The sequence below is a fragment of the Ensifer sp. ZNC0028 genome (assembly GCF_000799055.1).
Classification (GTDB): Bacteria; Pseudomonadota; Alphaproteobacteria; order Rhizobiales; family Rhizobiaceae; genus Ensifer.
On sequence record NZ_JTLA01000097.1, the window covers coordinates 1 to 15,028 of the forward strand.

General features: G+C 64.3%; 11 protein-coding genes. 4 read left to right on the forward strand and 7 right to left on the reverse strand.

Translation table 11 applies throughout. From position 1 onward, the window contains the following. Nucleotides 1-158 precede the first annotated feature (158 nt). Both L981_RS22280 and L981_RS22285 read left to right on the forward strand, forming a co-directional pair. A complete protein-coding gene (locus L981_RS22280; protein ID WP_043621229.1) occupies nucleotides 159-554 on the forward strand; it encodes a cupin domain-containing protein in 396 nt (131 codons plus the stop codon). A gap of 366 nt (nucleotides 555-920) precedes the next feature. Then, nucleotides 921-2,969, forward strand: a complete 2,049-nt coding sequence (locus tag L981_RS22285; protein ID WP_052201950.1) for a calcium-binding protein — start codon at nucleotides 921-923, stop codon at nucleotides 2,967-2,969. 10 nt (nucleotides 2,970-2,979) lie between these two features. Here L981_RS22285 and L981_RS22290 read toward each other — a convergent pair whose 3' ends face one another. From L981_RS22290 to L981_RS22300, 3 genes are read right to left on the reverse strand one after another with little or no spacing between them, the layout of a single operon-like run. Next, a complete protein-coding gene (locus L981_RS22290) occupies nucleotides 2,980-3,702 on the reverse strand; it encodes an ABC transporter ATP-binding protein (RefSeq protein ID WP_043621233.1) in 723 nt (240 codons plus the stop codon). Then, nucleotides 3,699-4,940, reverse strand: coding sequence for an ABC transporter permease (locus tag L981_RS22295; RefSeq protein WP_043621236.1), 1,242 nt, complete (start codon nucleotides 4,938-4,940; stop codon nucleotides 3,699-3,701). The genes L981_RS22290 and L981_RS22295 overlap by 4 nt, the downstream gene beginning before the upstream one ends. Nucleotides 4,941-4,947: 7 nt before the next feature. Further along, the gene (locus L981_RS22300) at nucleotides 4,948-5,958 is read right to left on the reverse strand and encodes an efflux RND transporter periplasmic adaptor subunit (protein ID WP_043621239.1); all 1,011 of its coding nucleotides are present in this window, start codon (nucleotides 5,956-5,958) and stop codon (nucleotides 4,948-4,950) included. Between the two features lie 144 nt (nucleotides 5,959-6,102). On the opposite strand from L981_RS22300, the gene L981_RS22305 reads away from it, so the two are divergent. After that, nucleotides 6,103-6,789, forward strand: a complete 687-nt coding sequence (locus L981_RS22305; RefSeq protein WP_043621242.1) for a TetR/AcrR family transcriptional regulator — start codon at nucleotides 6,103-6,105, stop codon at nucleotides 6,787-6,789. 52 nt (nucleotides 6,790-6,841) lie between these two features. Here L981_RS22305 and L981_RS22310 read toward each other — a convergent pair whose 3' ends face one another. Together L981_RS22310 and L981_RS22315 are read right to left on the reverse strand one after the other, a co-directional pair. After that, nucleotides 6,842-8,578 carry a penicillin-binding protein 2 gene (locus L981_RS22310; RefSeq protein ID WP_156134189.1) on the reverse strand — a complete coding sequence of 579 codons (1,737 nt, stop codon included), beginning with the start codon at nucleotides 8,576-8,578 and terminating at the stop codon, nucleotides 6,842-6,844. A gap of 1 nt (nucleotide 8,579) precedes the next feature. Continuing rightward, nucleotides 8,580-11,036, reverse strand: coding sequence for a penicillin-binding protein 1A (locus L981_RS22315; RefSeq protein WP_043621245.1), 2,457 nt, complete (start codon nucleotides 11,034-11,036; stop codon nucleotides 8,580-8,582). A gap of 322 nt (nucleotides 11,037-11,358) precedes the next feature. On the opposite strand from L981_RS22315, the gene L981_RS22320 reads away from it, so the two are divergent. Continuing rightward, on the forward strand, nucleotides 11,359-12,276 hold the full coding sequence (locus tag L981_RS22320) for a LysR family transcriptional regulator (protein ID WP_052201951.1): 918 nt from the start codon (nucleotides 11,359-11,361) through the stop codon (nucleotides 12,274-12,276). Between the two features lie 122 nt (nucleotides 12,277-12,398). Here the strand turns inward: L981_RS22320 and L981_RS22325 are convergent, their stop codons facing one another. Next, nucleotides 12,399-13,946 (reverse strand): SpoVR family protein, encoded by a 1,548-nt coding sequence (locus L981_RS22325; protein WP_043621247.1) that lies wholly within the window; start codon nucleotides 13,944-13,946, stop codon nucleotides 12,399-12,401. A gap of 12 nt (nucleotides 13,947-13,958) precedes the next feature. Then, a partial coding sequence (locus tag L981_RS22330; protein ID WP_043621249.1) for a YeaH/YhbH family protein occupies nucleotides 13,959-15,028 on the reverse strand: 1,070 nt, incomplete at its 5' end.

Consider the following 15,028-nt stretch of genomic DNA (forward strand, 5'->3'; position numbering starts at 1 on the left):
GGCGCTTCGCGCCGCCCCTTCCTTCTGCCCAGCTGTTGGCAAGGCGAGGCATCAAGCGCCTTGAGCGCCATACGGGCGACTGAGAATGACCGATCGGTCGTGTCGATTGGCTCAAGCTGATAAACTGAAGCTTGGATTTCATCGGCGGGGAGCACGTCATGGGAGCTATCGCGCATGAAGACTGGCCAATCGAGACGTGGCGCCCGGGCGTCGAGACCCGTATGCTCGTCTCCGCGCTCAATGGCGCTTCCGGATTGTGCCTGTTCGAACAATGGATCGCGCCCGGCGCCGGCGCGCCCACCCATAGCCATCCTGTCGAAGAGGTACTGACGGTGGTCGCGGGGCAGGCGGAAATGTGGATCGACGACGAACGCTTCATTCTCACCGCCCATCAATCGCTGATCGTGCCGAAACGACGTCGGCACGGCTTTGCCAATGTCGGCGACGAAACGCTCCACATCCGCGCCGTGCTCGCATCCGCAGCCTTCGAGGCGAGCTTCGACGGTGCCGCGCAAGCGACGAGGCGCTGGGCAAGCGCATCGATGCGGGGATAGCGTAGGCCGCAACCGCGTCAGGCCGCCACCTCCCGGTGGGCGCGCTGCGCCATCACTCCTCTTAAGAGCGGGCAAAATTCGGCGTGTCCGCAAACGAGCGGCTCTCACGGTTCCTGGCTTGGGTTCTGTCTTTTCCAAAAGCTCGCGCCCGGGACTCGCGGCAAGGCCACGGCGGTTGTCCGGCAACGCGACGGCGATGAAAATATACGCGCGAAATATCTAATATAAATCTCGAATTATATTGCCGTTATTTCAAGTATTTATTTCGGTATTGCTTTACGTATTTATATACATACAGTCCATGGCGCCGAATTAACATTCATACAGCAAAGTATTGTCGAAAATCGTTTGAAGGGGAGTGATAGCATGGCGAGGATCGTAGGTTCCTATGGGAACGACGTTTTGAAGGGGACCGGGGAAAGCGACCGAATCTGGGGGCTGTTCGGCGCCGACACGATCGATGGCGGCGCTGGTGATGATTTCGTCAGCGGCGGCGGCGGGCGTGATACCCTGATCAGCTCGAGTGGCTACGATCGCCTCGACGGCGGCGCCGACGACGACCAGATCGTGCTCAACGGGACGGGTGGCGCGGTCACCGGAGGGGCCGGCTATGACGGTCTCGTGGTCGATTTCTCGCAAACCTCCGAGAAGATGGTGTTCAACGGCGCGGCCGGCCACGGTTATGTCGGCGATCCCGCGGTCGCCGGGCGTCACGTCTTCTTCCACGATATCGAGTGGCTGCGGGTGCTTGCCGGCAGTGGCGATGACAGGATCACCGGTACGGCCTCGGGCGACAACATCTCGACCGGCGCCGGCAACGATGTCGTCTACGCCGGTGGCGGAAACGATCTCATCACCAACAGCGGCGGTCACGACCGTCTCGATGGCGGCGCGGGCAACGACCGCTTCGTTCTCATCGGTACCGGCAGCACCGTTTCCGGCGGCAGCGGCACCGATACGCTGGCCATTGATCTCGTCGCCGCCAAATCCCCCGTCGTCTTCAACCTGGAAAACGGCCACGGCATCATCGGTTACCAGACAGCGGGCGAGCGGCACATCTTCGTCACCTATGACGGCATCGAAAAGATCGAAGTGACGACGGGAAGCGGCAACGACCGGATCCTCGGGAGTAGCCTTTCCGATGTCATCCAGACTGGCGGCGGCAACGACTTCGTCGATGCGGGTGCCGGCGACGATACGATCATTGACGGGCTCGGCGCCAATCGTCTGTTTGGCGGCGACGGCCGCGACCAGATTACCTCGACGCTCTATTCGGCGGAAATCGACGGTGGGGCGGGCCAGGATTGGCTATGGATCAAGGAAACACAGCGCACGAGCGACCTGACGATCGACTTTTCCGCCGGACGCGCCTCGACCGGCACGGTCATTAGCGGCATCGAGGAGGCGAGCCTCATGCTCGGCAGCGGCAACGACCGGGTCATCGCCGGCGATCTGACCTATCTCGTGGTCGAGGCCGGTGCTGGAAACGATCATCTCGAAGGCGGCGCCGGGGCGGATGCGCTTTATGGCGAAGACGGCAACGATTATATTCACGGGGGTGCTGGAAACGACACGATCGTCACCGGCGCCGGCGACGACGTGGCGTATGGCGGCGACGGAAGGGACACGCTTGCCAATACCGGCGGCAGCGACGTGCTCGATGGCGGGGCCGGAGACGACTGGCTGCAGGACACCTTCCCCGGCAGCGGCAGCCTCGGCGTCGCGTCGATCCTGCGTGGCGGCGCGGGCAACGATACGATCAATGCCCGCTACCTCGGCGAGGTCGATGGCGGCGAGGGCCGGGATCTCCTGAACCTCAACTATGGCGGCCTGCCGGAGGCGATGGACTTCGACGCGGCACGGGGTGTCACCCATACCGGCCTGACCTTCACCGGTATCGAATATTTCAACGTCTCGAGCGGGGGCTACGACGATATGTTGCGCGGCGGCGACGACAACGACACCTTCTATTCTTCGAGCGGCAACGATATCCTCGACGGGCGCGGCGGCGACGACAGGCTGAGCGGGGCGTCGGAAAACGACCAACTTTTCGGTGGCGACGGGGCGGATTTCCTCGATGGCGGCTCCGAGAACGATCTGTTGAGCGGCGGCAACGGCAGCGATGTGCTGACGGGTGGTCGCGGCGCCGACACCTTTTCCTGGTCGTCGGAAACCTCCGGCGAGGCAGGCCTCGACCGCATTCTCGATTTCGATGGTCGGCAGGGTGACCGCATCGCCTTTTCCGACGAGGCCCAGGACACGACGGGTATTCACAGCTATGCCGATTTCCTGGCAGCGGCGCGCGATACGGCCGATGGCGTCTTCGTCTCCTTCAATGGCTCTGAGACCGAAGGCATTCTGATCGAGGATGTCTCGCTCTCGGTACTCTCGGAGAGCGATCTCGTCTTCGGCTGAGGCCGCGTCGTCAGGCCTCCGGAGCCGCACCTTCGTCTTTGGGTGCGGCATCGTCGGCCTCCGTGGTCAGGCGCCCATCGATGAGGTGAAGGCGCCGGTCCATGCGCGCGGCCATGTCCAGGTCATGGGTGACCGCGACCACGGTCTTGCCCTCTTCGCGCACCAGTGTTTCCAGGATCCGGAAGACCTGCTCAGAGCTCTTGCTGTCGAGGCTGCCGGTCGGTTCGTCGGCGAGGATCAGCGGCGGATCGTTGGCGAGCGCACGGGCGACCGCGACGCGTTGGCGCTGGCCGCCCGAAAGCTGGTCGGGCCGCTTGTCCAGGTGATCGGCAAGCCCGAGCGCGACAAGCAACTCGCCTGCCTTCTCACGCATCTCGCTCCGGCCAAGGCGACCGAGCTTGCGCATCGGGATCTCGACGTTCTCGCGGGCGGTAAATTCCGGCAGCAGGAAGTGAAACTGGAAGACGAAGCCGATATTGCCGAGCCGCGTGGCGGCCCGTTCGTTCTCGTCCATTCGCTCCGTGTCGCGACCGCGGATCATAAGCGTGCCACCCGTCGGCCGGTCGAGCAGGCCGAGCAGATAGAGAAGCGACGATTTGCCGGAACCGGAGGGGCCGGTGACGGCGACGAATTCCCGCTCGCCGATGCTCAAGGTGATGTCCTTCACCAGCGTGACCGGTACGGTCTCCCTCAGGATCCGCGTCAGATCCCTTGTTTCGATCAGCGTGCTCATGTCGCGCCCCGGATGATGTCGACGGGATTGGCGCGGGCGGCGCGCCGGGCCGGCAGGTAGCCGGCAACCGCTGCCGATCCGAGCGCGAAGGTGGCGGCGATCAGATAGTGCAGCATGCTCCAGGCGATCGGCAGCCGGGTCATTTCCTGGCCAGTGGCCGCGAGTTCGAAACGGACGAGCGAAAGGCCGTAGATCATCGCGAAACCGAACGCCCAGCCGAGAAGCGTACCGGCTGTAGCGATGGCCACGCCTTCCAGCACGAAGAGGATGCGCATGTCGGCCTCGGTGAAGCCGAGCGACTTCATGATGGCGATGTCGCGCGCTTTTTCGTGCGTGATCGTCGAGATGATGTTGAAGATGCCGAAGCCGGCGACCAGCATGATCGCGGCGACCACCGTGTACATGATAACGTTGCGCACCACGAGCGCCTCGAGGATCGACTCGTTGGCTTCCTGCCAGGCGACGGCCTTGTAGCCGAGTTCCGCCTCGATGCGCCGCGCGACCGCCGGGGCGGCGTTCGGATCGTCGAGCTTGATGTTGATCACGTTGATCGCGTTCGGCCGGGCCGAGAGGATCTGCGCGTTTTTCTGCAGCACATAGGCCTCGCCCTCGTCGCGGGCGGTCGTGCCGGTGTGGAAGAGGCCGACGATCTTGAAGCGGCGGCCGAGCCCTTCCGAAGAGACGGCGGTGATCGTGTCGCCGAGCTTGGCGCCGAGCCGGGCGGCCATGGTGTCGCCGATCACCACATTGTTGCCGCCGGCGGCAAGGGCTGCGAAGCTGCCCGCCTTGAAGTCGCCGATGATCGGCGAGACCCGCGGCTCCGCCTGCGGATCGATGCCGATGACGGCGGCGCCCACCTCCTGGCCGGCATAGCGAAGCACGCCCTGTGCCTTGAGGGTGGCGGCAAAGCGGCCGGGAACCCAGCCGTCTAGCCAGGAGAGGGCTGCCGTCGGGTTGATGATGCCGCGGCGGTCGTCGCGTGGTCTCAAGCCGGAAATGGCGGCGGCATCGAAAAGGTCTTCCGCCGGCTGGCGCCGCGCCGTGCGCTGCTCGTCGGTCACCTGCACATGCGGCATGGTGTCGACGAGTTGGCGGACGAAGTCGTCTTGGCCGCCCTGCATCAACGCTGCCATGGCAATGGAGAAGCCGACACCGACCGCCACGCCCAGCATCGCAACGATCGTCTGCCGGCCCCGGCCGGAGATGTGCGTCAGTGCGATGTCGAGGATGAGGTGCATGGCGGGCTCATTTCTCTGGGGCAGGGGTGGCCTTCACCCGCGTGCCGTCGGCAAGGCCGGTCGGGAAGGGTGAGACGATGCGCGCGTCGTCTTCGAGGCCGGAGAGGATCTCGACGCCGTCGGCGCCGCGGATGCCCGTTTTCAGCTCACGGATCCGGGCGCGATTGCCGTCGATCACGGCGGCCTTCGTTCCCTCCAGCGCCACGGTCGGGATGATCAAGGCGCCCTTGGCGACCCGCACGATGATGTTGACGTCGGTCGACATGCCGATCCGAAGCGGTGTGTCGTCGGGAAGCCGAAAACGCACGCGATAGGTCTTCGTTACCGGGTCCCCCTTCGGCGTGATGCTGTCGACCGTCGCTTCCAGCTTGCGATCGGGGAAGGCGTCCGATTGGAGCAGCGCCTCCTGGCCGACTTCGACGCGTGGGATATCCTCTTCGTTGACGTCGGCGGTCACGATCAGCGGCTTCGGCTCTCCGACCCAGAACAGCACGGTGCCGAGATCCGCGACCTCGCCGATCTCGCCGTCCTGCCTGAGCACCTGTCCGGCGCTCGCTGCGCGCAGTACATAGGTCGCGAGCCGCGCCTGGCGGCCGGCAACGAGCGCTTCGAGCTGGCCGAGTTCGCTGCGCGCCCGGTCGACTTCCTGTTCGCTGATCGTGCTGCGTTCGGCGAGCGCCAGCTTGCGGCGATATTCCTCCTGCGCCAGCGTCAGCCGCGCCTGTAGTTCGCCGAGCGCGGCCCGCGCCTCGGTGTCGTCGAGACGGGCGAGCACATCGCCCTTGGCGACGCGCTGCCCTTCGCAATTGCACTGCTCGACGATGCGCTCGGCCACTGTCGGCGTGACTTTTGCCCAGGTGCGCGGCTCCACCACGCCATCGGCATAGATGATCTCCGCTGCATCGCCGCGGTTCGGCGAAATGACGGAGACGGGAACCGGGCGAAGAAAGTACCAGGCGCCTGCCGCACCGACGGCAACGACGACGGCCGCTCCGATTGCATAACGAGTGAGCCGCACGAGACGCTCCTTGAACGCTTCCTATCCGTTCTGTATAAATAGACCGACGGTCGGTTTGTTTCAAGGTCGTCGACTTCCTCGACCTTCGGCAGCATCGTGGACCGCGCCGCAAACCCGTGCTAAGCCGCCCTTCTGGGAGCGCTCATGGTCAGAACGAAGAAATCGCCGGAAGTCCGATCGAACGAGTTGATCGATTGCGCCGAGCGTTTGTTCTTCCTGTACGGCTACGAGAACACGACGGTCAACGACGTCATCCGCGAAGCCAACGTCTCCAAGGGCGCCTTCTACCACTATTTCGTCTCGAAGGAGGCGCTGCTGGAGGCGGTCGCGACCCGCCTGGCTGCACGGAACCTGAAGGAATTGCAGCCGCTTTTCGAGGATCCGTCGCTCGACGCGGTCGGACAGTTGAATGCGCTTTTCGCCGGCTCGCGGCGGCTGAAGCTCGACATGGCGCCGCAGCTGAAGAACAGCTTCAACGCGCTTTTCAAGCCCGAAAACGTCGCGCTCTACCACCGTATCGACGAGGCGCTGATGGCCGTCAGCCTGCCGCTGGTCGCCGAGATGCTGCGGCGTGGGCATGCGGACGGAACGCTTGATGCACCCGATCCGGAAGCGTCCGCCCTGATGCTGCTGCAACTGCGGCTGAGCGTCGCCAAGGTGATGCACAAGGCTTTGCAGCGACAGGAGGCCGGCGACCTCGACGGCGCGGCTGCAATGCTCGACGGCTGGATGCGGACCTACGGCACCGCCATCGAGCGTTTCCTGAAGCTTCCTGATGGAACGATCGAAGTGACCGAACCGGGTTTCTCCCGCGCTTTCCTCGAGGCATAGCCGACAGTTCGGTAGCCGGCTAGCGCGTCATCGCCTGCCGCAGCCACAGGGATCAAAGCGCTCCGTCGATCGCGCCGCTGTTGCGCTCGCCCGTGCTCTTCGGCGAGGGAAAGAGCTGCGAGCCGAAGGCGCCCTGGGTGCTGATCTCGGGGAAGCTGACATCGGCGATCTCGAAATCGGGCATGAGGGCGAGCATCGGCAGGATCCGTTCGAACACCGCGCCGCCGAGCGGTGCTGCATTCCAGCCGGAGGTGCGGAAGCCGTAGGTTTCTTTCAGACCCTTGGGCTCATCGAGCAAGGTGAGAAGCAGGTAGCGCGGATTGTCGACGGGAACGACGCCCATGAAGGAGGTGATGTTCAATTCCTTCGAGTAGCGCCCGCCAACCACCTTTTCGGCCGTGCCGGTCTTGCCGCCGATGAAGTAGCCTTTGACCTCCGCCTTCTTTGCCGAGCCGGTCTTGGCGTTGAGCCGCAGCAGATAGCGCAGCGCCTCGCCGGTCTCCGGCTTGATCAGGTCCTGCGCCAGCACCCTTTCTTCGAGCGGTGCGCCCTTGATGAGCGTCGGCCTTATGAGACGCCCGCCGTTGACGAGTGCTGCGACCGCTATGCTCGCCTGCAGCGGTGTCACGGCGATGCCGTGACCGTAGGACGCGGTGGCCGTATCGATCTCGCCCCAGCGCCGCGGCAATTGTGGGTGGGCGCTTTCGGGCAGTTCCGTCGTCAGCCGCGACATCTGCCCGAAGCGCTTCAGGAACGCCCGCAGGTTCTCCGGGCCGACCGCGATTGCCATCTTCGCCATCGAAATGTTTGACGAATAGATGAAGGCTTCGGGCACCGTCAGCGGTCGATGCTGGCCGCGGTAGTCGTTGATGCGGAAGCGGCCGAAGGCAAGCGGCTTGCTGGCGTCGATGACGGAGCGCAGCGTGAACTGGCCGGAATCGAGCGCCATGGCCGTCGTCAGCGCCTTGAAGGTCGAGCCCATCTCGAAAGTGGCGGCGGCGATGCGGTTGATGCGGTCGGGCTTCAACGCATCGACAGGCAGGTTCGGGTCGAAATCCGGGTAGGAAACGAGCGCCAGGATCTCGCCATTGGTGACGTCGAGCACCAGGCCGGCGCCGGCCTTGGCACTGAACTTGGCGATCGCCTTGCGCAGCTCGACCTCGAGCGCGTGCTGGATGCGGATGTCGAGCGTCGTGCTGACCGGCTCGAGATTGCGATGGGAGAGATCCATGCCGCTCTGGCGCAGCACCTCCAGCCCCTGGCCTTCGATCCAGCGCTCGATCCCGGCGATGCCGATATTGTCGATATCGACCGCGCCAAGCACATGTGCGGCAAGCGTCCCGTTGGGATAGAAGCGCTGCTTCTCGCGTTGGAAACCGATCGCCGGGAGGCCGGCGTTCCAGACGGCCTGCTCTTCGGCTGGCGTTACCTGGCGCTTGATCCAGGCAAAGGCCGCACCGCTCTTCAGGCGTCGATAGAGGTCGCGCCCGTCGAGATCAGGAAAGATTTCGGTCAGTTTCTCGACCGCCTCGTCGACATCGACGATCAGCCGAGGCTCGGCATAGAGCCCGGAACTCGGAACGTCGATCGCCAGCAGATTGCCGTTGCGGTCAAGGATCGAGGGGCGGCCAAGCGATGGCGGCGGCGGTATGTAGCCGGTGCGCTCGTAGTCGGCGACACCCAGCTGGACAAGCCGCGCGAGCATGAGGCCGAAGACGAGCGCGAAGGCGCCGATGACGAGGAGAAGGCGACCGCGGGGATCCGGCCGGGGCTGAACCTTGCGTGCCATCTCAATAAAGTCCGCTGCTGTTGGTGAGAAGCTTCTCGCGCTGTTCGGGCGTAAGGTCCGCATCGACCGTTGCCGATGTGCTCGCCGTTTCGAAGCCGTCGATGACCGGGCAGCTGTTGGCGCAGGGCGCGGTGCCCGGCTTGAAGGATTCGAGAATGGCGCCTGGCGTGCCCTCCGGCACCGGCTGGCCGCTCTTCCGGTCGATCGCCTCGATCGTCATGCCTGTTGGCGCGTGGAAATCGGCCGCCGGCCGGCCCGCAAGCGCCACCTTCATGAAATCGATGAAAATGGGTGCGGCGAGGCCGCCGCCGGTTTCGCCGTAACCCATCGGCTTCGGCGTGTCGTAGCCGAGGAAGACACCCGTGACGATATCAGGCGTGTAGCCGACGAACCAGACGTCCTTCTCGTCATTGGTGGTGCCGGTCTTGCCGGCGATCGGCACGCCGAGCGAGCCGACATTCCGGGCGGTTCCGCGTTCGACAACGCCGCGCAGCATCGAGGTCACCTGATAGGCGGTCATTGGATCGAGCACGTAATCGCGGTCGTCCACGGGGGCGGGCTCTTCCTGGCCGCTCCAATCGGAGGTGTTGCAAGCGTCGCACTTGCGCTGGTCGTGGCGAAAGATCGTGCGGCCGTAACGATCCTGGATGCGATCGACCATCGAAGGCGTCACGGCCTTGCCGCCATTGGCGATGACCGCATAGGCCGAGACCAGCCTGAGCAGCGTCGTCTCGCCGGCGCCGAGCGACATCGGCAGGTAAGGCTTCAGCTCGTCATAGATGCCGAAACGCTTGCCATAGTCGGCGACCAGATCCATGCCGAGATGGCGCGCAAGGCGCACGGTCATCAGGTTGCGGCTGTTTTCGAGCCCGACGCGCAGCGTCGAGGGACCGCTGAAGCGCCCGTCGTAATTCTTCGGCTTCCACATCCGCCCGGCGCCATCGGCAAGGGCGATCGGCGCATCCATCACCAGCGTCGTCGGCGCATAGCCGTTGTCGAGGGCGGCGGCATAGACGAAGGGCTTGAACGACGAACCCGGCTGGCGATAGGCCTGGGTTGCGCGGTTGAACTCCGACTGGGCATAGGAAAAACCACCGGCGACCGCGAGCACCCGGCCGGTGTTCGGGTCCATCGAGACGAGCGCGCCCTGCACGAGCGGCGGCTGCCGAAGTGCATAGCCGTCGCCCACCTTTTCGACGTAGACGACGTCGCCGGGCGCAAGAACCCCGTCCGGTCCCGCGGCGCAGCCCCGCTTTGTCTTGGCCGAGCGGCAGAGCGCCCAGGCCATGCCGGGCCGGCCAAGGCGGATCGTCTCATCGGTGCCAAGTGCCCCGCTTCGTACCGCAGCCGGAGGTCTTAGCCCGATCTCTACTCCATCCTTGTCGGTCGCCAGCACCACGCCGAGCCGCCATTCCGGCACGTCGGCAAGCGGCTGCAGCTTGGTGAGTGTCGCCGCCCAGTTTCCGGTCGAGGGCAGCCGGGTGACGGGGCCGCGGTAACCCTTTGCCTGGTCATAGGCGACGAGGCCCTTGCGCAGCGCCGTCACGGCCGCCGCCTGCAATCGCGGATCGAGCGTCGTGCGCACGGAAAAGCCGGCTGTATAAAGGGCGGCCTCGCCGTACCGGGCGTTGAGCTGGCGGCGGACGTCCTCGGTGAAATAGTCGGAACTTGCGACCGCGGGAGATTGCCGGCGTTGCTTGACGCCGAGTGGGGAAGCAGATGCCCTGGCGGCGGCGGCAGCGTCGATGACACCGTTCTGCCGCATCTGGTCGATCACCCAGTTGCGCCGGCCCATGGCCCGCTCCGCCTGCCGGTCCGGGTCGTAATTGTTGGGCGCCTTCGGTAGGGCTGCGAGGAAGGCGGCCTCCGCGACCGAGAGTTCGCTGACCGGCTTGTCGAAATAGGTGAGCGCCGCCTGCGCCACGCCATAGGCACCGCGCCCGAGATAGATGTCGTTGAGATAGAGTTCGAGGATGCGATCCTTGGAATAGGTCTGGTCGATCCGCAGTGAAAGGATCGCCTCACGCAGCTTGCGCTCCACAGTCCGGTCTGACGTCAGCAGGAAATTCTTGGCGATCTGCTGCGTGATCGTCGAGCCGCCGATCATGCGCCGACCGGAGCCGTAGTTGGCGAGGTTGGCGAGCAGCGCCGTGCCGATGCTCGCGACGTCGATGCCGGGATGGGTGTAGAAGTTCTTGTCTTCGGCGGAGAGGAACGCCTGGCGCACGCGTGCCGGGATGGTGGCGATGGGCAGGAACAGCCGGCGCTCCCGCGCGAGTTCTGCGACCATCGTGCCGTCGGCGGCATAGAGACGACTGGTCACCGCCGGCTCCCAATTGGCGAGCGTGCGGTGATCGGGCAGGTGCCGCGTCAGGGCGGCGACGAGCGCGGCGGCGGCCACCGCAACGACGACAGTGAGATTGAGGCAAGTGCCGAGCAGATTTGCGAGGAACTTCATAACGGGCAGAGTGGACCTTCATGGCGGCAGGCAGCGTCGCCGGCACGGGCGTTCGCGCGGCGGGCAGCGCATGCGGAGCGGAGTATTGGGGTGCGCCTACGTCCGCGGACGTTGGCTCGGCGACGGTGCCTGCGGCCGCTAGGGCCAGATGAAACGGCGCATGGATCAGGTCTCCGAAAGCGGTGCGGCTCACCGCGCCTTTCCTGAGTTGGCGGCTTCCGGGCAACGGCACGCACCGCCGATAAAGTTCACCGTAAAGGGATTGTGCTTGCGCAACAAACCACGTTTATTTGCGAGACCCATTAGGTGAGTTAGGGCATTCATGGTCAGGCCATATCTTCCGCTCAATGCATTGCGTGCTTTCGAAGCCTCGGCGCGGCATCTGAGCTTTACCCGCGCCGCGATCGAGCTCTGCGTTACGCAGGCCGCGGTCAGCCATCAGGTCAAGCTTCTCGAAAACCGCCTGAACGTGACCCTGTTCAAGCGGCTGCCGCGCGGGCTGATGATCACGGCCGAGGGCGAGGCGCTGCTGCCGGTCCTGCGCGATAGCTTCGACCGGATGGCGGACATGCTCGACCGCTTCGAGGCCGGGCATATCCGCGAAGTGCTGATGATCGGCGCCGTCGGTACGTTTGCGGTCGGCTGGCTGCTGCCGCGGCTCGCCGACTTCCAGGCGAAGTATCCCTTTGTCGACGTTCGTCTTTCCACCAACAACAACCGTGTCGACATGGCGGCCGAGGGCCTCGATTTCGCCATCCGTTTCGGCGGTGGCTCCTGGCACAATATCGAGGCGACGCGGCTCTTCGAGGCGCCTTTATCCGTGCTTTGCATCCCCGAGATCGCCGAGCGGCTGACGACGCCAGCCGATCTGCTCGACGAGACGCTGCTCCGGTCCTACCGGGCCGACGAGTGGGTGACCTGGTTCGATGCAGCCGGCATCGCCTATCCGGCGCCGCTGCTCAAGGGCATCGTCTTCGATAGCTCGCTGGCGATGATGGAGGCCGCAGCTCAAGGGATCGGCGTGGCACTGGCGCCGCCGCTGATGTTCTCGCGGCTGCTGTCGAACGGCACCATGCGCCAGCCCTTCGACGTTCATACCTCGATGGGAAGCTACTGGCTGACGCGGCTGAAATCGCGTCCCGTCACGCCGGCGATGACCGCCTTCCACGATTGGCTCGCGGCGGCCGCCGAGCAGGAGGCGGCGACCTTGCCGGCCACGCCGGACGTTATCGCAGGCTAACCCTCCGCTAACGGGATGTGATACCGCAGGATGTGCCACCCGTGCGCTGCGTGACGGTGTGTCTCGTTGGCCTAATAATTCTAATGTCTGCCACGAATTCTAGTGATGGTCGCGGACACGGCTCACTCGGACGATTTGGCCGTCGAGCACTCGTAGACCGTGCGCCCGCTTTGCGCGTCGACGCCGGCAAGGCTCACCTCGTAGCCCCAGAGATGGCGGATATGGCGCATTGTCGCGTCACGGCTACCTTCGTCGAGCAGGATGCCATGCTTGACGTTGTGCTGCAGCCGCAATTGCCGATCGCCGAGCAGGTCGACGTCCATCACCTGGATGTCCGGCTGGTTGGCGGCAACGTCGTAGCTGTTGGCGAGCGCTGAACGAACCGCGGAGTAGCCGCGCTCGTTGTGGATCGAGGCAACCTCGACGAAACGGTCCGACGAGCGGTCTGAGAGCTGGAACAGCCGGAACTTGCGCATCACCGCCGGGCTCAGATATTGCAGGATGAAGGACTCGTCGCGATGGTTCGCCCAGGCGTCACGCAGAGTTTCCATCCAGTCGCCGTTGCCGGCAAAGGAGGGGAACCAGTCGCGGTCTTCCTCCGTCGGCTCGGTGGCAATCCGCTGGATGTCCTGCATCATAGCAAAGCCGAGTGCGTACGGGTTGATGCCGGGATAGCGGCGGTCGTCGAAATCCGGCTGGAAGACGACGTTGGAATGGCTCTGCAACAGCTCCAGCATATGGCCTTCGCCGATCCTGCCCTGGTCGTAGAGGCGGTTGATGATGGTGTAATGCACGAAGGTGGCGCAGCCCTCGTTCATGACCTTCGTCTGGCGCTGCGGTGAAAAATACTGCGCGATGACGCGCACGATCCTGAGCAGTTCCCGCTGCCAGGGCTCCAGGATCAGGCTGTGCTTTTCGAGGAAATAGAGCAGGTTCTCTTCCGGCAGGTTGAGCACCTTCTTGCGCTCGGAGGCGTCGCGCTCGGCCTCGGCCGGATCGCGGTTCTCGGCGACCTGCGGCAGCGTTCGCCAGAGGTCGCTATAGGTCTGCTCCTCATATTCCAGCCGTTCGCGCGCCCTCTCGCGCACCTTCTCCGAGGAGAGGCGCGGCGGGCGGCGGTAGCGGAAGACGCCCTGGTCCATCAGTGCGTGGGCGGAATCGAGGATCGCTTCGACGGCGGCAGTGCCGTGGCGCTCCTCGCATTTGGTCACGTATTTCTTGGCGAAATCCATGTAGCTGAGGATCGCGCCGGCATCGGTCCACTGGCGGAAGAGATAGTTGTTCTTGAAGAAGTGGTTATGGCCGAAGGCGGCATGCGCGGTCACGAGCGCCTGCATCGCCATGGTGTTTTCTTCCATGAGATAGGTGATGCAGGGATTGGAATTGATCACCAGCTCATAGGCAAGACCGCGGTGGCCCTTGCGGTAGTGATGCTCCTCATAGGCAAAGCGCTTGCCGAAGGACCAGTGCTGGTACATGAGCGGCATGCCGACGGAGGAATAGGCGTCGAGCATCTGTTCGGAAGTGATGATCTCCAGCTGGTTCGGGTAGACGCTGAGGCCCATTTCCTCGATCGCGACCTGCTCGATCGCGTCATAGGCACGCGATAGCGTCGCAAAATTCCAGTCGGAACCCTGGAACAGGAGACCTGAGGTCGTGCGTCGTGCCATCCGGTCTCCCCCTCATTTCCGGGTGCGTACGGCCGGCTGCCGGGCAAAAAGCCTGCGGAAGACCGGGTAGATGTCGGCGGGTTTGGCAATCCGGGTCATCTGGAAATTCGACTTCTCGCCGTCCACCGTGCGATAGGCGCGCCAGAGCGCGGTGCCGTTGTCCGTCGAGCCGAAGATTTCCGTCTCTCGCTCGTCGATGATTTCGACATAGGCATAGTACTGGCAGAGCTTCGTCAGCTTTTCCCTGAGCAGTGCTGCACAGTGTTCGCTGTCGCCGATGATGTTGTCGCCGTCGGACGCCTGGGCCGCATAGATGTTCCAGATCTGCGAGGGATAGCGATCCTCGACGATCCTGATCATCTCTTCGAGCGCGGTCGATACGATCGTGCCGCCGCTCTGGGTGCTGTAGAAGAAGGTCTCTTCGTCGACTTCGCGCGCCTCGTCCGTATGGCGGATGAAGACGATGTCGATGCGTTCGTAGCGCCGCTTCAAAAACAGGTGCAGAAGCACGAAGAAGCGCTTTGCGAGGTCCTTCTCGCGCTCGCCCATCGAGGCCGAGACGTCCATCAGGCAGAACATCACGGCGTTGGCATTCGGCAGCGGCTGCTGCTCGAAGCGGTTGAAGCGGATGTCGACCGGATCGACGTAAGGGATACGCCGCCGTTTCTTCTCGATCCTTTCCAGCTCGCCCCGCAGCTCCTTGAGCCTCTGTCGGCTCTTCGCCGTCGGCTCCGGTTCTGCTTCCAGTTGCGCGATCTCGTCGGTAACCGCGGTCAGTTCCTTCTCCTTCGGCCGGTGCAGCGCCAGGCGTCGGCCGAAACTGTTGCGCATCGTGCGCCCGACATTGATGTTCGTCGGGGTTCCCGCCGTGGCGAAGCCGGCGCGGCGGGGCTTGAAGGTGACGGTTTCCTTGAGGCTGAGCTTGACCATGTCAGGAAGCTCCAGATCCTCGAAGAAGAGGTCCAGCACTTCCTCGCGTGACAGGATGAACTGGAAATCATCGTCACTTTCGCCGGTTCCGGGCTTGCCCTTGCCGCCGCCACCGCCGCCCGCTTCCGGTTTCGGCAGGCGGTCGCCTGCCG